This is a genomic window from Rhizobium skierniewicense Ch11 (genome assembly GCF_023757665.1).
In the GTDB taxonomy this organism is placed as follows: Bacteria; Pseudomonadota; Alphaproteobacteria; order Rhizobiales; family Rhizobiaceae; genus Agrobacterium; species Agrobacterium skierniewicense.
Map to the genome: position 1 here is coordinate 379,196 of NZ_RXPG01000009.1, position 17,669 is coordinate 396,864.

Annotated in this window: 22 protein-coding genes; 12 read left to right on the plus strand and 10 right to left on the minus strand. The window is 57.4% G+C overall.

What is annotated here, in order from left to right; genetic code table 11:
- The 4 genes from EKM04_RS10270 to EKM04_RS10285 all read right to left on the minus strand — a co-directional run bounded on the left by EKM04_RS10270 (position 1) and on the right by EKM04_RS10285 (position 3,273).
- Positions 1 to 666 (minus strand): HAD family hydrolase, encoded by a 666-nt coding sequence (locus EKM04_RS10270; protein WP_174152261.1) that lies wholly within the window; start codon positions 664 to 666, stop codon positions 1 to 3.
- Between the two features lie 4 nt (positions 667 to 670).
- Positions 671 to 1,108 (minus strand): bleomycin resistance protein, encoded by a 438-nt coding sequence (locus EKM04_RS10275; RefSeq protein WP_174152262.1) that lies wholly within the window; start codon positions 1,106 to 1,108, stop codon positions 671 to 673.
- Between the two features lie 135 nt (positions 1,109 to 1,243).
- The gene (gene tldD / locus EKM04_RS10280; protein WP_183894302.1) at positions 1,244 to 2,659 is read right to left on the minus strand and encodes a metalloprotease TldD; all 1,416 of its coding nucleotides are present in this window, start codon (positions 2,657 to 2,659) and stop codon (positions 1,244 to 1,246) included.
- Between the two features lie 65 nt (positions 2,660 to 2,724).
- Complete coding sequence (locus EKM04_RS10285; protein ID WP_183894304.1) at positions 2,725 to 3,273, minus strand: invasion associated locus B family protein; 549 nt, start codon at positions 3,271 to 3,273, stop codon at positions 2,725 to 2,727.
- A gap of 314 nt (positions 3,274 to 3,587) precedes the next feature.
- Between EKM04_RS10285 and coxB the strand changes: the two genes are divergently transcribed.
- The 12 genes from coxB to EKM04_RS10340 all read left to right on the plus strand — a co-directional run bounded on the left by coxB (position 3,588) and on the right by EKM04_RS10340 (position 13,175).
- On the plus strand, positions 3,588 to 4,484 hold the full coding sequence (gene coxB, locus EKM04_RS10290; RefSeq protein ID WP_174152265.1) for a cytochrome c oxidase subunit II: 897 nt from the start codon (positions 3,588 to 3,590) through the stop codon (positions 4,482 to 4,484).
- 17 nt (positions 4,485 to 4,501) lie between these two features.
- A complete protein-coding gene (gene ctaD, locus EKM04_RS10295; protein WP_183894307.1) occupies positions 4,502 to 6,196 on the plus strand; it encodes a cytochrome c oxidase subunit I in 1,695 nt (564 codons plus the stop codon).
- A 119-nt stretch (positions 6,197 to 6,315) separates the two neighbouring features.
- Positions 6,316 to 7,269, plus strand: a complete 954-nt coding sequence (locus EKM04_RS10300; RefSeq protein WP_174152316.1) for a heme o synthase — start codon at positions 6,316 to 6,318, stop codon at positions 7,267 to 7,269.
- On the plus strand, positions 7,269 to 7,400 hold the full coding sequence (locus tag EKM04_RS22925; protein ID WP_268842293.1) for a cytochrome c oxidase system small membrane protein: 132 nt from the start codon (positions 7,269 to 7,271) through the stop codon (positions 7,398 to 7,400). Before EKM04_RS10300 ends, EKM04_RS22925 begins: the two co-directional genes overlap by 1 nt.
- Positions 7,401 to 7,433: 33 nt before the next feature.
- Positions 7,434 to 8,030: a cytochrome c oxidase assembly protein gene (locus tag EKM04_RS10305; protein WP_412762949.1), complete on the plus strand. Its 597-nt coding sequence runs from the start codon at positions 7,434 to 7,436 to the stop codon at positions 8,028 to 8,030.
- A gap of 107 nt (positions 8,031 to 8,137) precedes the next feature.
- Entirely contained in the window at positions 8,138 to 9,013 is an 876-nt protein-coding gene (locus EKM04_RS10310) for a cytochrome c oxidase subunit 3 (RefSeq protein WP_174152268.1), read from the plus strand.
- Between the two features lie 85 nt (positions 9,014 to 9,098).
- Complete coding sequence (locus EKM04_RS10315; RefSeq protein ID WP_174152269.1) at positions 9,099 to 9,485, plus strand: DUF983 domain-containing protein; 387 nt, start codon at positions 9,099 to 9,101, stop codon at positions 9,483 to 9,485.
- The gene (locus EKM04_RS10320; protein WP_183894310.1) at positions 9,454 to 10,230 is read left to right on the plus strand and encodes an SURF1 family protein; all 777 of its coding nucleotides are present in this window, start codon (positions 9,454 to 9,456) and stop codon (positions 10,228 to 10,230) included. Before EKM04_RS10315 ends, EKM04_RS10320 begins: the two co-directional genes overlap by 32 nt.
- A 26-nt stretch (positions 10,231 to 10,256) precedes the next feature.
- Positions 10,257 to 11,303 (plus strand): 4-hydroxy-3-methylbut-2-enyl diphosphate reductase, encoded by a 1,047-nt coding sequence (gene ispH / locus EKM04_RS10325; RefSeq protein WP_174152271.1) that lies wholly within the window; start codon positions 10,257 to 10,259, stop codon positions 11,301 to 11,303.
- 38 nt (positions 11,304 to 11,341) lie between these two features.
- Entirely contained in the window at positions 11,342 to 12,310 is a 969-nt protein-coding gene (locus tag EKM04_RS10330) for a homoserine kinase (RefSeq protein ID WP_183894312.1), read from the plus strand.
- Positions 12,307 to 12,747 (plus strand): ribonuclease HI, encoded by a 441-nt coding sequence (rnhA, locus tag EKM04_RS10335; RefSeq protein WP_174152273.1) that lies wholly within the window; start codon positions 12,307 to 12,309, stop codon positions 12,745 to 12,747. The genes EKM04_RS10330 and rnhA overlap by 4 nt, the downstream gene beginning before the upstream one ends.
- Positions 12,748 to 12,866: 119 nt before the next feature.
- Positions 12,867 to 13,175 (plus strand): Dabb family protein, encoded by a 309-nt coding sequence (locus EKM04_RS10340; protein WP_183894314.1) that lies wholly within the window; start codon positions 12,867 to 12,869, stop codon positions 13,173 to 13,175.
- 65 nt (positions 13,176 to 13,240) lie between these two features.
- Here the strand turns inward: EKM04_RS10340 and EKM04_RS10345 are convergent, their stop codons facing one another.
- The 6 genes from EKM04_RS10345 to EKM04_RS10365 form a co-directional block, all read right to left on the minus strand.
- Entirely contained in the window at positions 13,241 to 14,140 is a 900-nt protein-coding gene (locus EKM04_RS10345) for a metal ABC transporter solute-binding protein, Zn/Mn family (RefSeq protein ID WP_183894316.1), read from the minus strand.
- Positions 14,141 to 14,159: 19 nt separating this feature from the next.
- Positions 14,160 to 15,032, minus strand: coding sequence for a metal ABC transporter permease (locus tag EKM04_RS10350; RefSeq protein ID WP_183894318.1), 873 nt, complete (start codon positions 15,030 to 15,032; stop codon positions 14,160 to 14,162).
- A complete protein-coding gene (locus EKM04_RS10355; protein ID WP_234910883.1) occupies positions 15,029 to 15,772 on the minus strand; it encodes a metal ABC transporter ATP-binding protein in 744 nt (247 codons plus the stop codon). Before EKM04_RS10355 ends, EKM04_RS10350 begins: the two co-directional genes overlap by 4 nt.
- Complete coding sequence (locus EKM04_RS22930; RefSeq protein ID WP_268842294.1) at positions 15,769 to 15,891, minus strand: hypothetical protein; 123 nt, start codon at positions 15,889 to 15,891, stop codon at positions 15,769 to 15,771. Before EKM04_RS22930 ends, EKM04_RS10355 begins: the two co-directional genes overlap by 4 nt.
- A gap of 207 nt (positions 15,892 to 16,098) precedes the next feature.
- Positions 16,099 to 16,584 carry a peroxiredoxin gene (locus EKM04_RS10360; RefSeq protein WP_174152277.1) on the minus strand — a complete coding sequence of 162 codons (486 nt, stop codon included), beginning with the start codon at positions 16,582 to 16,584 and terminating at the stop codon, positions 16,099 to 16,101.
- 78 nt (positions 16,585 to 16,662) lie between these two features.
- Entirely contained in the window at positions 16,663 to 17,511 is an 849-nt protein-coding gene (locus EKM04_RS10365) for a protein-disulfide reductase DsbD domain-containing protein (RefSeq protein ID WP_183894322.1), read from the minus strand.
- Positions 17,512 to 17,669 lie beyond the last annotated feature (158 nt).

Genomic DNA, 17,669 nt, shown 5'->3' on the forward strand with positions numbered 1-17,669 from the left:
TTATACTGACTTTAACAGTGTTGCGACATCGAAAAGACTGTCGCAGATCGCCACGCATTTCTCTCGCATCGTATCGGTTGCTGGTGCAACATCGGGCACCATGACCGTCTGCGTACCGGCGCTCCAGGCCGATTGAACGCCGTGGTAGGAATCTTCTATCGTAAGACAATCTTCCGGTGCTACGCCCAGACGTGCCGCTGCGGTCAGATAGGGGAGTGGCGAAGGCTTGGGTTCGGCATAATCGCCGCGCGCCAGAATATGATCGAACCGTTTCAGGATGCCGAAAGGACCAAGGTGGCGGTTGACGGAGTCGTGACCGGATGAGGTTGCAATAGCCCGAGGCAGCCCAAGTGTATCCAGTAAATCCAGGATTTCGAAAACACCCGCTTTCAAGGCCACCCCATCGGCCATCTGGATCGCCAGATGCCGAAGCCACGCATCGCGGAAGTCGCTCATCGGAAAATCATCACCATAATCCTCGCGGATCGTCGCCGTGATCGTATCCCACGGGCTACCGCACACCCTTTGATAGACCTCCACAGACATGCCGTGGCCACCCTCATCCGAGGCGGCCAGAAAGGAATCGCGATAATGCTTTTCGCTTTCGATCAGGACACCATCCATATCGAAAATAATGGCTTTTGGTCTTCGTAGCAGTTGCTTCATTCGTTCAACCGAACCGGAAAGGGCGTTCGCCCAGGCTTTCGAATGGACGGATGAGGTAACCGTCCGGGTCCGCCACGATGAATTGCCGATTTCCCACCTCGGTTTCTCCGCGGCGATACCACTTCTCTTCAAGCGGCAGGTAAAGCTCGATACCGGCTCGCTCGATCCGCTCCAGAATAGCTTCCAAAGAAGGAACGACGATTTGCAGGTTCATGCCACGTCCGAAGGGGTAGTTGATCGGCACTTTCCCGGTTTCGAATGTGCGCCCCGCACCCAACTGGTCGATCATCAATTGTGCGTCGCCCAGCGCAAGATAGGTAAACCCCTCTTCCGGGCGCTCGTACACCACGTGAAAACCAATCAGATCGCAATAGAAAGATCGGCTTTTCGGCCAGTCGCTGACGGCCAGTTCGGGGACGAGGGCATTTGCTGTAAAAGTCATTTTTGGGCCATATCGCCTTTAAAAAGAGAGTAATATCGCGCTGACGCGCAGAGATGGCAACTCCAGTTGATCGAAACCGTTGCAGTGCAGCGCACAATCGGAAGAGGTTTTTCGATAGGTTGGGGGGGCGGGCGCTTACGCCTTCGTTCCACCAACGGTAATTTGGTCCATGCGCAGATGCGGTTGGCCCACGCCCACAGGCACCCATTGCCCCGCCTTGCCGCAATTGCCGACGCCGGTGTCGAGTTTCATGTCGTTGCCAACCATCGAAACTCGCTTCATGGCGTCAGGCCCGTTGCCGATCAGCATGGCACCCTTGACCGGCGCGCCGATTTTGCCGTTTTCGATAAGGTAGGCTTCTGTGCAGCCGAAGACGAATTTGCCTGATGTGATGTCCACCTGACCGCCACCGAAGGAGACAGCGTAGATACCCTTCTTCACCGAAGCGATGATTTCTTCCGGCGTTTTGTCCCCGCCCAGCATATAGGTATTGGTCATGCGTGGCATCGGCACATGCGAGTAGCCTTGGCGACGGCCATTGCCGGTGGCCTTTAAGCCCATAAGGCGCGCATTCTGCCGGTCCTGCATGTAGCCCACCAGCCTGCCATCCTCGATCAGGACATTATAGGCAGAAGGCGTACCTTCATCATCGACGGTTATCGAGCCGCGGCGGTTGTCGATGGTGCCATCATCCACGACGGTCACGCCGGGTGCGGCCACCATCTCGCCCAGCAGGCCCGCGAAGGCCGACGTTTTCTTGCGGTTGAAGTCGCCTTCCAGACCGTGACCGACAGCTTCGTGCAGCATCACACCAGGCCACCCGGCGCCCAGCACCACATCCATCGTGCCCGCAGGCGCATCGACCGCAGTGAGGTTGACGAGCGCCTGCCGCAAAGCCTCATCCGCGCCTCGCTGCCAGTTTTCCGTCGTGATGAAATCGCCAAAGCCGGCGCGCCCGCCAATGCCGTAGGAACCACTTTCCTGTCGGTCGCCTTCGCCGGCAATCACCGAAATATTGATCCGTGTCATAGGTCTGATGTCGCTGACGCGGTGTCCGTCGGCACGCAGGATATCCACCACCTGCCAGCTTGCGGCAACGCTTGCCGTGACCTGCCGAACCTTCGGGTCCTTGTCACGCAGGTAAGCGTCGATTTCTGTCAGAAGCTTGACCTTTTCCTCAAAGCTTGGCGCGCCGATTGGGTTCTCGTCACCGTAGAGCTTCTTGTTGGTGCGCTGCGGGGCGGCCGCGTAAGAGCCGGAGTAACCGCGTGTCACCGCGCCAACGGCATCGGATGCACGCTCAAGGGCCGAAAGCGAAAGCTCGCCCGCATGGGCATAACCCACGGTTTCGCCCGCCACGGCGCGAAGCCCAAAACCCTGATCGGTGTTAAAGCTCCCGCCCTTCAGGCGACCATTGTCGAAGGTCAGCGATTCCGCCTGCGCGTGCTCCACGAACAACTCGCCGTCATCGGAACCCGCTAGTGCATCAGCGACCTTGGCGCGCAACTGCCCTTCATCGCAATCGAAAAGCGTCAAAAGATCTTGGGTCATCGCAGGCTCCAGTCGTTGCTGTTGACAGCGCATTTAAGTGCTGAGGCCTCGGCGCGCAAGTTTGGTCAAGGAAGCGTGTCATAGCCTTCGGCAAAGCCGGCAAGCTCGATGGGAATACCCACGCGGTCCTGATCAACGGATTCACGTAGTGCAAAAACCGCATTCTTGCCGGCGCGCAGCACCTTCAGCAATTCGTCGTCGATATCGACTTCCACATAGCAACCTTCGGAGAAGCAGCGTGTGAAATAGGCGCGGCCGATATTGTTGTTGTCGATGTAGAGTTCCATCCCGTCCTTCAGCAAGACGCCCAGGGGTGCGAGAATGCGCAGGATGCGGGATTTGCGGTCCGCTGTCTTCAAGATGACGACGGACAGCCCAACCTCGGGCCGGTCGTCAGCAATCACGTTCTGCATCAGAGCACATTGATCCTCAGATGCGCCTGCAGGCTTGTCGCAGATGACGGACCATGCACCATGCGTCGATTTCGGCGTTCCCGGTTGCTGCGGCTGACCCGGTGCCGGCTGTTGCTGCTGCTGGGCAGAACCGACTGCCGGAAGGGTGATGGAAAGACCGGCGGCGATAAATAAAGCGCGCGCAATCGGGGACAGACGCATGGATACCTCAGGATTCGAATCAGTGCGGCTATTTTGACCTCCCGAACCGGAAAGGAAAGAGCCGCCGTCTTCAATTCCAAGGGAGTGCGGCCAAAATAGGACTTTGTGGCCCTCTCCCAACACGGTTTGCGGGATGCGAGCTCTTTACGGGCAGTTTAACCGCGTTAAATGGGGGAGGAGAGAGGCAAAAATGCGTCGCTTGCAAACCAAGGCGATATTGCGGCGAAAGGCAAACTATGATTTGAAGTCTAGTCTATATGCATGGATTCTGCGTTTGAGATTGATCTTGATCAGGCGCGTGAGGGAGAGGTACCGTGACTAACAGAATTTACGCAAGCTTGGTGGGCAGTATCTGTCTGCTCACGGCTGGCGGCGTCAGCGCCGATCAGCCGAAAGAGTGGCAGATGGGTTTGCAGGAGGCGGCAACGCCCATCATGCATGAAATTCGCTGGTTCGAACAATATACCCTTTGGTTTATCGTTCCGGTCACGCTGTTCGTGCTCGCATTGTTGATTGTCGTTGCCGTCAAGTTCCGTGCATCGAAAAATCCGGTTCCATCCAAGACCAGTCACAACACTGCGATTGAAATCGTCTGGACGCTGGCGCCGGTCCTCATCCTGATGTTCCTGGCATTCCCGTCGTTCAACCTTCTCAATGCGCAATTGACGCAGCCGGAAAACCCGGATCTGACACTGAAGGCGACCGCCACCCAGTGGCAGTGGAATTATGAATACACCGCAGCGGAAGGTGCCGAGCCGCTCGCTTTCGACAGCTACCTGCTGAAAGACGCCGACCGTTCGGCCGCTGGCAAAAGCGATATTGCGCGTTATCCGCGCCTTCTTGCGGTGGACAATGAAATGGTCGTTCCGGTGGGCAAGACCGTGCGCCTGCTGGTGACATCTGCGCCGACCGATGTCATTCACGCCTTCGCCATGCCGGCCTTCGGCGTCAAGATCGACGCTGTGCCGGGTCGTTTGAACGAAACGTGGTTCAAGCCTGAGAAGGAAGGCCTCTATTACGGGCAGTGTTCCGAGCTCTGCGGCAAGGATCACGCTTACATGCCAATCGCCATACGGGTGGTTTCCGAAGAGCAGTACAACACCTGGCATACCGCTGCCGCCTCAGATCTGAGCGGTGCGAACCGGGCGCTCATGGCTTCGATGGATGGTGCGCCAAGTGCCGTTCAAGTTGCCGAAAACGAAACCAAGTAAGGTAAGGAGTGAGGACAATGGCTGGACCATCCGCACACGACGATCACCACTCTCACGCCCATGATGTTCATCATGACGACCACGCGCACCATGCGCACACGCCGACCTTCGCTCAGCGCTGGTTTTTTTCGACCAACCACAAAGACATCGGCACGCTCTATCTGATCTTCGCGATCATTGCCGGTATCATTGGCGGTGGCCTGTCCGTTGTCATGCGCATGGAGTTGCAGGAGCCGGGCATTCAGATTTTCCATGGTCTCGCAGCCATGGTGTACGGCTTTGAAGGCGATGCCGCTATCGATGGTGGCAAGCACATGTACAATGTGTTCACAACAGCCCATGCGCTGATCATGATCTTCTTCATGGTCATGCCCGCCATGATCGGCGGTTTCGCCAACTGGATGGTGCCGATCATGATCGGCGCGCCGGACATGGCGTTTCCGCGCCTCAACAACATCTCCTTCTGGCTGATCGTGCCCGCCTTCATTCTCCTGCTTCTCTCGCTTTTCGTGGAGGGACCTGCAGGCGCTTATGGTGTCGGTGGCGGGTGGACCATGTATCCGCCGCTCTCGACGAGCGGGATGCCGGGGCCTGCGGTGGATCTGGCGATTTTTTCGCTTCACATTGCTGGTGTGTCGTCGATCCTTGGTGCGATCAATTTCATCACCACCATCTTGAACATGCGCGCGCCGGGCATGACCCTGCACAAGATGCCGCTCTTTGCATGGTCGGTTCTGGTCACTGCGTTTCTTCTGCTTCTGTCCCTGCCTGTTCTGGCCGGTGGCATCACCATGCTGCTCACAGACCGCAACTTCGGCACCGCGTTCTTTTCGCCGGAGGGCGGTGGTGATCCGATCCTTTACCAGCACCTGTTCTGGTTCTTCGGTCACCCCGAAGTCTATATCCTGATCCTGCCTGGCTTTGGTATCATCAGCCACATCGTATCGACCTTCTCCAAGAAGCCGGTCTTCGGCTATCTCGGGATGGCCTACGCCATGGTGGCGATCGGCGCCGTCGGCTTCATCGTGTGGGCGCACCACATGTACACGGTCGGCCTCTCACTCGAAGCGCAGCGCTACTTCGTCTTCGCAACCATGGTCATCGCGGTTCCCACGGGGATCAAGATATTCTCCTGGATTGCAACGATGTGGGGCGGTTCTCTGACGTTCTCGACACCGATGATCTGGGCCATCGGCTTCATCTTCCTCTTCACGGTGGGTGGTGTGACGGGCGTGCAACTGGCCAATGCCGGTCTCGACCGCTCTCTGCACGACACCTACTACGTCGTGGCGCACTTCCATTACGTGCTGTCGCTGGGCGCCGTCTTCGCAATCTTCGCGGGCTGGTACTACTGGTTCCCGAAGATCACCGGTTACATGTACAGCCAGAAGATCGGCAACCTTCACTTCTGGGTGATGTTCGTCGGCGTTAACCTCATCTTCTTCCCGCAGCACTTCCTCGGTCTTGCTGGCATGCCGCGTCGTTACATCGACTACCCGGATGCCTACGCAGGTTGGAATGCGGTATCGTCTTATGGCTCGTATATCTCGGCTGTGGCGGTTCTCATCTTCCTCGCCGGCGTTTGGGAAGCCTTCGCCAAGAAGCGGGTAGCAGGCGACAATCCATGGGGTGAAGGCGCGACGACGCTCGAATGGCAGTTGTCGTCTCCTCCGCCGTATCACCAGTGGGAACAGCTCCCCCGTATCCGCTGAGGCATTTTGTCCAAGCGTGTCCTTCAACCAGTCATGGTAGAGATGGGTTTCACGCTCAGATAAAAGACTTAAAAGGAGCGCCGCATATATGCGCGGCGTTTCCTATGAAAGCAGGTAATATGACCGTTATCGACAATCGCGACACGCTGGATATGGATGGCATCAGGCTTTCCGAAGCGAGCGCACGCGATTATTTCGAACTGTTGAAGCCCCGCGTCATGTCCCTGGTGGTGTTCACCGGTTTTGCAGGGCTGGTTCTGGCACCGGGCAGCATTCATCCAGTCTTGGCCGTCGTTGCTATTCTGTGCATCGCGGTGGGCGCTGGCGCGTCTGGTGCGTTGAACATGTGGTATGATGCCGATATCGACGCCGTCATGACGCGAACAGCCCGGCGTCCCATCCCCTCCGGCCGGATCGCGCCAACGGAAGCACTGGCCTTCGGGCTGACGCTCTCGGTTTTTTCCGTCGCAATCCTTGGTCTTGCCGTCAACTGGTTTTCCGCCGGTCTCCTGGCCTTCACGATTGTGTTTTACGCTGTCGTTTACACCATGTGGCTCAAGCGCTCGACACCGCAAAACATCGTCATCGGTGGAGCGGCGGGCGCGTTTCCACCCATGCTCGGCTGGGCCTGTGTCACGGGCGGTGTATCGGTGGACAGCACGATCCTGTTCCTCATCATCTTTCTCTGGACGCCGGCGCATTTCTGGGCTCTGGCTCTGTTTAAGATGCGCGATTACGGTTCCGTTGGCATTCCGATGATGCCGAATGTCGCTGGCGAACGTTCCACCAAGAATCAGATGATCGCCTACGCGGTGCTGACCGCAGTTGCCGCTGTCGCACCTTATTTTACCGGGCTTGCCGGTGCAGGCTACGGCATCTTCGCCGCCGTGCTCAGCGCCATCTTCATCTACTGTTCCATCTCGGTTCGACGCATGCCTGATGGCGATGAGCGCATGGTCCAAGCCAAGAAGATGTTTGCCTATTCCGTCTTTTACCTGTTTGCGATTTTTTCTGGCTTGCTGGCCGATCATCTCGCGCCGTCATTCCTGACGTTGCTGGGAGGTTCGGCATAATGGAAACGATCAAGCTCAACGAAGCGCAAAAGAGGTCCAGACGAGGCCGCAATGTCGCCTTGGGGATCGCCCTGGCTGCGCTTGTTGTTCTTTTCTACATCATCACCATCATAAAAATCGGCGGTTTCTGACCGGCGAGCGGCAGGAGGGGAGGAGACATGGCAGTGACGGAGACAACCGCAAATAAAACGAGTAACGGCTCGATCCTGGTGTTGTGCCTCGTATTCGTGTGCGGCATGGTCGGTATGGCCTACGCATCCGTTCCGCTGTACCGGCTGTTTTGCCAGGTCACCGGCTATAATGGTACCACGCAGCGCGTCGAGCAATATTCGGATGTCATTCTCGACAGGACGATGAAGGTGACGTTTGATTCCAACACCTCCAACGGTTTGAACTGGGATTTCCGTCCAGTTGACAAAATAGTGGAGCCGAGGATCGGCGAAACAGTGCAGGTGATGTTCAGGGCCACCAATCGTTCGCCTGTCGCCACCACGGGCAGCGCCGTCTTCAACGTCACGCCGATGGAGGCCGGTGCCTATTTCAACAAGGTCCAATGCTTCTGCTTCACCGAAACGACCTTGCAGCCGGGTGAGACGCTCGACATGCCGGTGGTATTCTTCATCGATCCGGAAATCGTGAAGGCCCGGGAAACCAAAGGCATCCATACGTTGACACTGTCCTATACATTCTATCCAGCCAAGACGGAAAAACCGGTTGCGTCCTTGCCTGTCAAGACGGCGCTTGGCGAGACGAAACTTTGAGAGAGGGAGGTACGACCTTTGCCGGTCGTGCCGCATTAAGTGATCTTTTTTTAAAAAAGGTCATAGCATCGAGTGAGACCAGGGAAGAGCCTGCGGGGATCGAACACATGGCAGACGCACATCAAAAGAAACACGACTATCACATCATAGACCCCAGTCCCTGGCCGCTTCTGGCCTCGGTCGGCGCGTTCTTTCTGGCATTTGGCGCCGTCTGTTACATTCGCTATCTGAATGGCGGGTCTTTCCACCTGTTCGGAATGGAGCTGGCCAATCCATGGCTGTTTTATATCGGTGTGGCCATGGTTCTCTACGTTATGTACGCGTGGTGGGCCGATACGGTGAAGGAGGGGCACGAGGGGCATCACACGCCTGTCGTCTCACTCCATCTGCGTTACGGCATGATCATGTTCATCGCTTCGGAAGTCATGTTCTTCGTGGCATGGTTCTGGGCCTATTTCGATGCCAGCCTCTATCCGCACGAGGCCATTCAAGCGTCGCGTCTGGCCTTCACCGGCGGGCAGTGGCCGCCCAAGGGTATCGAGGTCCTCGATCCCTGGCATCTGCCGCTCTACAACACGGTCATTCTTCTGCTATCGGGCACCTGCGTGACCTGGGCGCACCATGCGCTGCTGCACAATGACCGCAAGGGTCTCGTCAACGGATTGGCGCTGACCGTTGCACTCGGCGCGTTTTTCTCCTTCGTGCAGGTCTACGAATACATGCACGCGCCATTCGACTTTAAAAACTCGATCTACGGCGCGACATTCTTCATGGCGACGGGCTTCCACGGCTTCCACGTCTTCGTGGGCACGGTGTTCCTGCTCATCTGCCTGCTGCGCGCCATGAAGGGTGATTTCTCACCCGAGCGTCACTTCGCCTTCGAGGCTGCCGCCTGGTACTGGCACTTCGTGGACGTTGTCTGGCTGTTTCTCTTCTTCGCCATCTACGTCTGGGGTGGCTGGGGTGCGCCTCTGGCAGGTTGAAGCCAATTCATCGATGAAACAGAGGGCGGCGCGGGCCGCCCTTTGTTTTTCTGCGGATTGAACGATTCTAAGGAGGAGCGATACGGTGACGCAGGATGACGAGGCGTTCTATCCACCGGTGGACCCGGTCAAAACGGGTTTGCGTGGCTGCTGCCCACGGTGCGGGCATGGCAGATTGTTCAAAGGCTTCTTGAAGCTGAACCCGAAGTGCAGCGCCTGCGGCCTCGATTACGCCTTTGCCGATGCGGGAGAGGGGCCAGCCGTTTTCGTGATGCTCATCGTTGGTTTTGTCATCATCGGTATGGCGCTCTGGTTCGATGCACGCTTTGCGCCCCCCGTCTGGCTGCATGCGTTGATCTGGATACCCCTTGCGATTACCCTGTCTCTTGTCCTGCTTCGGAAGATGAAAGGCATCATGATCGCTTTGCAATATCGCCACAATGCCAGCGAGGGCCGGATTGATCGTGACTGATAAGAAGACAATCAAGCCCAGTCATCGCCGTATCTGGTTCGCTGCCCCCCTCGTGCTTCTGGCACTTGTGCTTCTTATCGCGCTGGGCACGTGGCAGGTCAAACGCATGTACTGGAAAGAAGCACTTCTCGCCGACATCCAGCAGCGCACACAGGCTCCCGCCGCGCCGCTTGCGCAGATCGAGGCGATGGCGGCATCCGGCGGCGATATCGAATATCGGACCGTGACAGTGTCCGGCACCTTTGATCACGCCAAGGAACAGCATTTCTTCGCGACCTTCCAGGGGCAGACCGGCTATTACATCTACACGCCGCTTCATCTGCCGGATGGGCGGTCTATCTTCGTCAATCGCGGTTTCGCGCTTTATGACATGAAAGAGCCGGCCAAACGGGCCGCAGGCCAGGTGCCCGGCGTTGTAACCGTCCAGGGTCTTTCGCGCGCACGTCTGGGTTCGAAGCCGTCAAGCCTGCTCCCCGAAAACGATATGGCAAAGAACATCTATTACTGGAAAGACCTGTCAGCCATGGTCGGGAGTGCCGGTCTGCCGCTCGGTCAGGTCGTCCCGTTTTTCGTGGATGCGGATGCCACGCCCAATCCCGGTGGCTGGCCCAAGGGTGGCGTGACACTGATTGATCTGCCAAATAATCACCTCCAATACGCGATTACATGGTACGGTTTGGCGCTCGCCCTTGTCATCGTGGTCGGTTTTGCCTATGTCCGGGGTAGACGAAATTCGCGTGGATGAAAGACCGGGAGGCTGAAGGAGAAGGAATGAACGTGACCGTTTCCAAGCCGCCTCTGACGATCAGGCTTTGCGGCCCGCGCGGCTTTTGCGCCGGTGTAGACCGCGCAATCCAGATCGTGGTCTTGGCGTTGAAGGCCTATGGAGCGCCTGTCTATGTTCGCCATGAGATCGTCCACAACCGCTACGTCGTGGAAGGGCTGGAAGCCAAAGGTGCGATCTTCGTCGAAGAGTTGAACGAAATCCCGCCCGAGCATCGCCAGCAGCCCGTTGTCTTTTCTGCTCATGGCGTGCCGAAATCCGTGCCGGAAGACGCGCAAGCCAGGAACCTGTTTTATCTGGATGCGACCTGCCCACTGGTGTCCAAAGTACACAAGCAGGCCATGCGCCACCAGCGCCTCGGTCGGCATGTTGTTCTTATCGGCCATGCAGGCCATCCGGAAGTGATCGGCACGATGGGACAGCTGCCTGAGGGCGCGGTCTCGCTGGTTGACACCGTGGAGGACGCGGCCCGTTACCAGCCGGTCGATACGGAAAATCTGGGTTTCGTCACGCAAACGACCCTTTCCGTAGACGATACGGCTGGCGTTATCGCCAAGCTTCAGGAACGGTTTCCGGCCATGCAGGCGCCTGCTGCAGACAGTATTTGTTACGCCACGACCAATCGTCAGGATGCTGTGAAGCAGGCAGCGCCGGGTTGCGATCTGTTCATCGTCGTCGGTGCGCCGAACTCCTCCAACTCCAAGCGGCTGGTGGAAGTGGCTTTGCGCGCTGGCGCCAAGCGCTCCGTGCTGGTGCAGCGCGCTGCTGAAATCGATTGGGACGACATAGGTGATGTACAGACAGTCGGGCTGTCTGCGGGTGCGTCGGCGCCAGAAGTCATCGTTGACGAGATCATTCAGGCCTTCAAGGCGCGTTATGAAACCACGCTCGATCTGGCTGTCACGGTTGAGGAAACAGAACATTTTCTGGTCAACCGCGAACTGCGCGATATCGAATTGACCACACAGGATATGGCTTTCGTCAATGGAACGGCAAGCGACGCTTTGCCATCCAGACCCAAGCCTGCGGTTTGATCCTGTAACACCCTATTTCCCGCAGAAGAGATCATCAATTGGCAGTCTACACCGACATCAGCGAAGACGATCTGAAGCAATTTCTGACGCAATATGATGTCGGCGAGTTAACCTCCTACAAGGGCATCGCCGAAGGTGTCGAAAACACCAACTTCCTGCTCCATACCACCACGGATCCGCTGATCCTCACGCTCTATGAAAAGCGTGTGGAGAAATCCGATCTGCCGTTTTTTCTGGGCCTGAAGCAGCATCTTTTCGCAAAGGGTCTGTCCTGCCCCCTGCCGCTGCCACGTCACGATGGTGAACTGCTGGGCGAGTTATCGGGCCGTCCAGCGGCTCTCATCTCGTTTCTGGAGGGCATGTGGCTGCGCAAGCCGGAGGCGCGTCACTGCCGCGAAGTTGGCAAGGCTCTCGCCGCTATGCATCTGGCCGGAGAGGGATTTGAACTGAAGCGGCCCAACGCACTGTCCGTGGACGGCTGGAAGCTTCTCTGGGAGAAATCGCAAGCCCGCGCCGACGAGATCGAAAAGGGTCTGCAGCAGGAAATCGGCACTGATCTTGCGTTCCTTGCGGCACACTGGCCGAAGGATCTGCCCACAGGCGTCATCCACGCCGACCTGTTTCAGGACAATGTGTTTTTCCTCGGCGATGAGCTCTCCGGTCTGATCGACTTCTACTTCGCCTGCAATGATTTCCTGACCTATGACGTATCGATCTGCCTCAACGCGTGGTGCTTTGAGAAGGACGGTTCGTACAATGTCACCAAAGGCAAGGCGCTGCTGGAAGGCTACCAGTCCGTGCGGCCCATGAGCCAGGCTGAGCTTGATGCGCTCCCGCTTCTGGCGCGTGGATCAGCGCTGCGGTTCTTCCTGACCCGCCTTTATGACTGGCTGACCACGCCGGAAGGGGCACTTGTGGTCAAGAAAGACCCACTGGAATATCTGCGCAAACTGCGCTTCCACCGTGCCGTTGGCAATGTTGCCGAGTACGGATTGACCGAACCATGAAGCATGTCGATATCTTCACCGATGGTGCTTGCTCCGGCAATCCGGGGCCAGGTGGGTGGGGCGCTGTGCTCCGCTACGGTGAGACTGAAAAGGAACTCTGCGGCGGCGAGGCTGAAACCACCAACAACCGCATGGAACTGATGGCTGCCATTTCGTCGCTGAATGCCCTGAAGGCGCCTTGCGAGGTCGATCTTTACACAGACAGCGCTTATGTGAAGGACGGCATTACCAAGTGGATTTTCGGCTGGAAGAAAAAAGGCTGGAAGACTGCTGATAACAAGCCCGTGAAAAATGTCGAGCTATGGCAGGCGTTGGAGCTGGCGAGAGAGCGCCACAAGGTCACCCTGCACTGGGTCAAAGGCCATGCAGGACATCCGGAGAATGAGCGCGCCGATGAACTCGCCCGCAAGGGTATGGAGCCGTTCAAGCGGCGGTAGACCACCTTGGGTATTCACCCTGGTCTTTGCTCGGTTAAACACTCACACGCATTTGGGGTTGCGCATCACGCGTCGGAACCTATCCTGCTGGCAAATACAAAATAGGCGAGGAACACTTCATGATCATGCATTGCGTATTCATACGCTTCAAGTCGGCAACGACGACGGGCGAAAAACAGGGTATCTTTGACGCTATCACGGCACTGAAAGACGTCGTTCCGGGCATTACAGACGTTAAATGCGGCCAGAATGTTTCATCCGAAGGCCTGAATGGTGGCTTCATGGATGGATTCGCCGTGACGCTGGACAGCATCGAAGCGCGCGACGAATATCTGGCGCATCCCAAACATATGGATGTTGGCGAACGGTTGATGGGCCTTGTGGATGGCGGCGCCGCCGGTCTTCTGGTGTTCGATATGGCGACCTGAGCAGAGGCCGGCTGTGAGATACGAAGAGGTGCAGAACGGTTCTGCACCTCTTCTTGATTCAGGCCTCAGCTTGATTTGTTGATGGCCGAGGCCAGTTGTTCGACATTGTAGCGGAACATCTTCTCATAGGTCGGGGCGGGGCCATTGGCTTTCGAGAGCGCCTCCACATAAAGTTCGCCGCCCGGCTTGGCACCGGTTGCCTTGGCCACCTGCTTGACCAGACGCGGGTCGTTGGAGTTCTCAAAGAAATAAGTCTTCACATTCTCCGCCTTGATCTGCTCGATCAGCTTGGCGACGTCTCCGGCAGACGCTTCCGTTTCGGTGGAGACGCCCAGTGGCGACAGGAACGTCACCTTGTATTCGCGCCCGAAATAACCAAAGGCGTCGTGGCTGGTCAGGACCTTGCGACGATCTGCCGGGATGGGATCGAACTTGGCATGGGCAAAGGCGTCGAGCTCATCCAGCGTCTTGATATAGGCGTCGGCGTTTGCCTTGAAGTCCCGGGCATCGGCAGGATCAGCGGCGGCCAACTTCGTTTCGATGTTCTTCACCCATGTCTTTACGTTGATCGGGCTGTTCCAGACGTGGGGATCGGTGATGGTTTTGCCGTCTTCTTCCATGCTGCGTGTTTCTATGCCGTCCGATACCGTTACTGGTATACTTTTGGTACCGGATGCGGAAATCAGGCGGTCCATCCATCCTTCAAGACCAAGGCCACTGACGAAAACGACGTCTGCCGCCTTCAGGCTTTTCGCGTCTGATGGCGATGGCTCGAATTCATGCGGATCGCCATCCGGCTTGACGAGGCTCGTCACCGTCACGTGTTTGCCGCCCACCTGTTTCACAACATCGGCAAGCACCGTGAAGGAGGCGACGGCCTTCAGTTCGGCAGCAGAGACGGGCGCGGCGAAGGCCAAGAGGGCGGGTAGGGCAGCGGCAGTCAGAAGATATGTGCGGCACAGCATGGTGGGAGGTCTCCTGGGGTTAGCCCTTCAAGTGCGGGCGGGTGAAATAGCGGCCTGCGACGCCAGCCGGTGCTGCCAGAATGGACAGACCGTAGAGGCAGGTTGCGGCCATGATGATGGTCGGCCCGGAGGCGAGCTCGAAATGGTAGGATACGACGAGGCCGAGATAGCCCGAGATGGCAGCACTCACCGCTGCAAGGATCAACATGGCGGGCAGGCTACGCGTCCATAATTGCGCGATGGCTGCCGGCAGCATCATCAGCCCCACGGCCATCAGTGTGCCCAGTGCCTGAAAGCTCGCCACCAGATTGATGACGACCAGCACGAGGAACACGACGTGGTATAGAGGCCCGCGCCCGCCCACAGCTCTGAGGAAGCCGGGGTCGAAACATTCGGTGACCAAAGGGCGGTAGATGACGGCGAGAACGATTAGCGTCAGCGATGTGATGGCGCCAATCTGATAGAGAGCAGGCGCATCTATCGCAAGGATCGTGCCGAACAGAACATGCAGAAGATCGACATTCGACCCGTGCAGGGAAACGATCAAAACGCCCAGAGCCAGGGATGCCAGATAAAAACTCGCAAAGCTCGCATCTTCCTGTAGCGGCGTGATGCGGCTGACTAGGCCGGAAAGCAGGGCAACGGATAGGCCAGCAACCAGTCCACCGAGGCCCATGGCTGTCAGGGAGAGTGATCCTGCGATGAGATATCCAATGGCTGCTCCCGGCAAAATAGCGTGGCTGAGCGCGTCGCCCATCAGGCTCATCCGCCTCAACATCAAGAAAACACCCATGGGACTGGCACCGGCGGCAAGGCAAAAGCAGGCGATGAGCGCCCGTCGCATGAAGCCGTAGTCCTGAAACGGGGCGAGGAAGATATCGTAAGCCGTCATGCTGCGGGCTCGCAGACAACGCTGTTATCGTCCCAACGTTCGGACATGGTTCGGGCGCGCATGAGGTTGATCGGTGACATGACCTGCTGGGTCGGTCCCCACGCGATCAGTTCGCGCGCGATCAGCAGCGTTTCCGGAAAATGCGAACGGACCTGCTCAAAATCATGCAGCACAGCAACAACGGTGCGGCCTTCGCCATGCCAGCGGCTAACGATATCAAGAAGGTCACGGGTCGTGCGCGCATCGATGGCTGTGAAGGGTTCGTCCAGAAGAATGACGCTTGCATCTTGCAGCAACAGCCTGGCGAAGAGAACACGCTGGAACTGACCGGCAGACAATGCACTGATCGACCGGTTCTCGAAACCCGCCAGTCCCACTGTGGCCAATGCGTCCTGTGCCCGCACTTCATCGGCCTTGCCCATGGTGCCGAAAGCGCCAGCGGTTTTCCAGGAACCCAGAAGCACCGTTTCCGACACTGAAATCGGAAAGCGCCGATTGATATCCGCTGCCTGCGGCAAATAGCCGAATTCCGCGCGTTTCAAAGTGTGCATGATGCTGCCCTCAGATGCTTTGAGATCGCCGATGATGGCCTTTAGCAGCGTGGATTTCCCAGCCCCATTTGGCCCCGCGATCGCTGTCAGGCTGCCTGCGTTGAAACTGCCGGAGACGTGATGCACTGCCGGATGACGGTTATAGGCCACCGTCAGGTTGTCGATCGTCAGCACTGCAGCGCCGGTCATGACAGCAGGACCGCCCATTGGATGGCCAACCATAGGGGAACGAGGATGACGAATGCGACGAGAAGCCTTGCCGCTGCGGATTGTTGCAACAGGCGGCGGGGAGAAAAGGAATGCAGCATGGGGTGCTCACAATAATGTTATACAATTACTGTAATGATATAACAATTGCGGCGGAAGAAAGGCCTGTTTTGAGTGGCATGGATGGGACTGTATGGGGGATTTTGGCCGATGCGGCCATGCCTGCTGGCCAGGATCAACCGCTTGGGACGTCCAAGGGCAGTCAGAAAATCCTCGGGCCAAGCCCGAGGATAGCAGTGAAAATCGAACTAAAGCTGTTCGATCATCGTCGCAGCGGATGAAACAGTCGCCTGACCCGGATTTTCTTCCACGTTGAGAGACTTTACAACACCGTCCTCGACCAACATGGAGTAGCGCTTGGAGCGCACACCGAGGCTGCCCGCAGACAGGTCGGCGTCAAGGCCGAGTGCCTTAGTGAAGGCGGCATCCCAATCTGCCAGAAAGTGAATTTTCCCCTGTCCACCCGACGACTCGGCCCATGCGCCCATGACGTGCCAGTCGTTGACGGCGACAACGGCAATATCGTCCACGCCCCGGGCCAGAATGGCATCACGGTTTTCGAGATAGCCTGGCAGGTGGTTGAGAGAGCAAGTGGGGGTAAACGCGCCGGGAACGGCAAAGACAACCACCTTCTTGCCGCCGAAAAGGGCGTCAGTGGTGGTATCGACAGGGCCGTCGGCCGTCTTTTCCTTAAATGTCGCGGAGGGGAGTTTGTCGCCGATTTTGATGGTCATAATATCGCTCCTGTGGCAATGATCCGGCGCGACTATAGAGGATGATTTTATAAAGTCGCCACTGATTTTTGGCGTTTATCATCGCGGAAATTCGAGCGGTGCTTCCATGACCTGATCGCCGGATTTGACCAGAATCATCCAGCGCTGCCCCCGCGGGTTGTAGGATTTCGGCAGACCTTTGATGTTCATGTAAAAGGACAGCTTGCGCTTGTCACGGACCATGTTCTGCGGCTCGAAATAGGCGTAGCCCGACGGTCCGGCGACAAAAATGTCGGTTTCCTTGGGCGAATTTTCCGGCAAGCGCAGGTCCACGCCAAGCAATGTCTTGTCAGGCGTGATGTGAAAATTCTCGACTTTGAACTCATCCGATGGAGGTGCGGGCAAGGTTGCTTTTGCCGCAGCGATCGCATCCGTCTCTTGCTGTACCGCCGTCTTTTCCGCGCCCTTGTCGATTTCGAAACTTGCCTCGAACGGGATGCAAATGTTGAGGCATACGCCGATAAAGGCTGTCAATCGTGCCTTTTCGCTGTTTGAGCCGGGTTGGGATTGCAGCACGAACGGCAGGGACACCGAAGTATCGTAACCGATATCTTCGATTTCGTCGTTCCTGATCAGCTTCGGCACAGGAAAGGACAAGGAAGTCAAACTTGCTTCGCTTGTCTTGTCGAGCGTGATCTTCGGCGGAATGCCCGATTCACCCGGCTCACGCCAATAGGTAATCCAACCGGGCTTGAGATCGATCTGCAAAACCGCTTCGATGCGGCCATCGGCACTGACAGGCAAGCTGATCACGCGCATGCGTCCGCCCTCGCTCTGCGCCCACTCCGTCGTCTCGGCGTGGGCCAGTCTTGGAGTGAAAGGCGCTGCCACGAGGAGAGCAAATGCGAGCAGCGATGCGCGCGTGATAAAAAAGTCTTTGGCGTTCATATTTTCGGTCTAGCCTAACCCGCGCCGGGGGCCAAGTTACGATTTTCACCCGTTCATCATTTTCGGTTGATTGATTGTCCTTGATGCCGCATCCTGACGCCATGACCAACCATTATGCCGTACGGGTGTCGCGCCAGAGTACGGCAGACCGGAGGCCC

Excerpts from the sequence above, each read along its gene's own strand:
- EKM04_RS10345 (WP_183894316.1), bottom strand. The coding sequence starts at position 14,140 with ATGCTGTGCCGCACATATCTTCTGACTGCCGCTGCCCTACCCGCCCTC.
- rnhA (WP_174152273.1), top strand. The coding sequence starts at position 12,307 with ATGAAGCATGTCGATATCTTCACCGATGGTGCTTGCTCCGGCAATCCG.
- EKM04_RS10340 (WP_183894314.1), top strand. The coding sequence starts at position 12,867 with ATGATCATGCATTGCGTATTCATACGCTTCAAGTCGGCAACGACGACG.
- tldD (WP_183894302.1), bottom strand. The coding sequence starts at position 2,659 with ATGACCCAAGATCTTTTGACGCTTTTCGATTGCGATGAAGGGCAGTTG.
- ispH (WP_174152271.1), top strand. The coding sequence starts at position 10,257 with ATGAACGTGACCGTTTCCAAGCCGCCTCTGACGATCAGGCTTTGCGGC.
- EKM04_RS10365 (WP_183894322.1), bottom strand. The coding sequence starts at position 17,511 with ATGAACGCCAAAGACTTTTTTATCACGCGCGCATCGCTGCTCGCATTT.
- ctaD (WP_183894307.1), top strand. The coding sequence starts at position 4,502 with ATGGCTGGACCATCCGCACACGACGATCACCACTCTCACGCCCATGAT.
- EKM04_RS10310 (WP_174152268.1), top strand. The coding sequence starts at position 8,138 with ATGGCAGACGCACATCAAAAGAAACACGACTATCACATCATAGACCCC.
- EKM04_RS10350 (WP_183894318.1), bottom strand. The coding sequence starts at position 15,032 with ATGACGGCTTACGATATCTTCCTCGCCCCGTTTCAGGACTACGGCTTC.
- EKM04_RS10320 (WP_183894310.1), top strand. The coding sequence starts at position 9,454 with ATGCCAGCGAGGGCCGGATTGATCGTGACTGATAAGAAGACAATCAAG.
- EKM04_RS22925 (WP_268842293.1), top strand. The coding sequence starts at position 7,269 with ATGGAAACGATCAAGCTCAACGAAGCGCAAAAGAGGTCCAGACGAGGC.
- EKM04_RS10270 (WP_174152261.1), bottom strand. The coding sequence starts at position 666 with ATGAAGCAACTGCTACGAAGACCAAAAGCCATTATTTTCGATATGGAT.
- EKM04_RS10355 (WP_234910883.1), bottom strand. The coding sequence starts at position 15,772 with ATGACCGGCGCTGCAGTGCTGACGATCGACAACCTGACGGTGGCCTAT.
- EKM04_RS10275 (WP_174152262.1), bottom strand. The coding sequence starts at position 1,108 with ATGACTTTTACAGCAAATGCCCTCGTCCCCGAACTGGCCGTCAGCGAC.
- EKM04_RS10300 (WP_174152316.1), top strand. The coding sequence starts at position 6,316 with ATGACCGTTATCGACAATCGCGACACGCTGGATATGGATGGCATCAGG.
- EKM04_RS10285 (WP_183894304.1), bottom strand. The coding sequence starts at position 3,273 with ATGCGTCTGTCCCCGATTGCGCGCGCTTTATTTATCGCCGCCGGTCTT.
- EKM04_RS10360 (WP_174152277.1), bottom strand. The coding sequence starts at position 16,584 with ATGACCATCAAAATCGGCGACAAACTCCCCTCCGCGACATTTAAGGAA.
- EKM04_RS22930 (WP_268842294.1), bottom strand. The coding sequence starts at position 15,891 with ATGCTGCATTCCTTTTCTCCCCGCCGCCTGTTGCAACAATCCGCAGCG.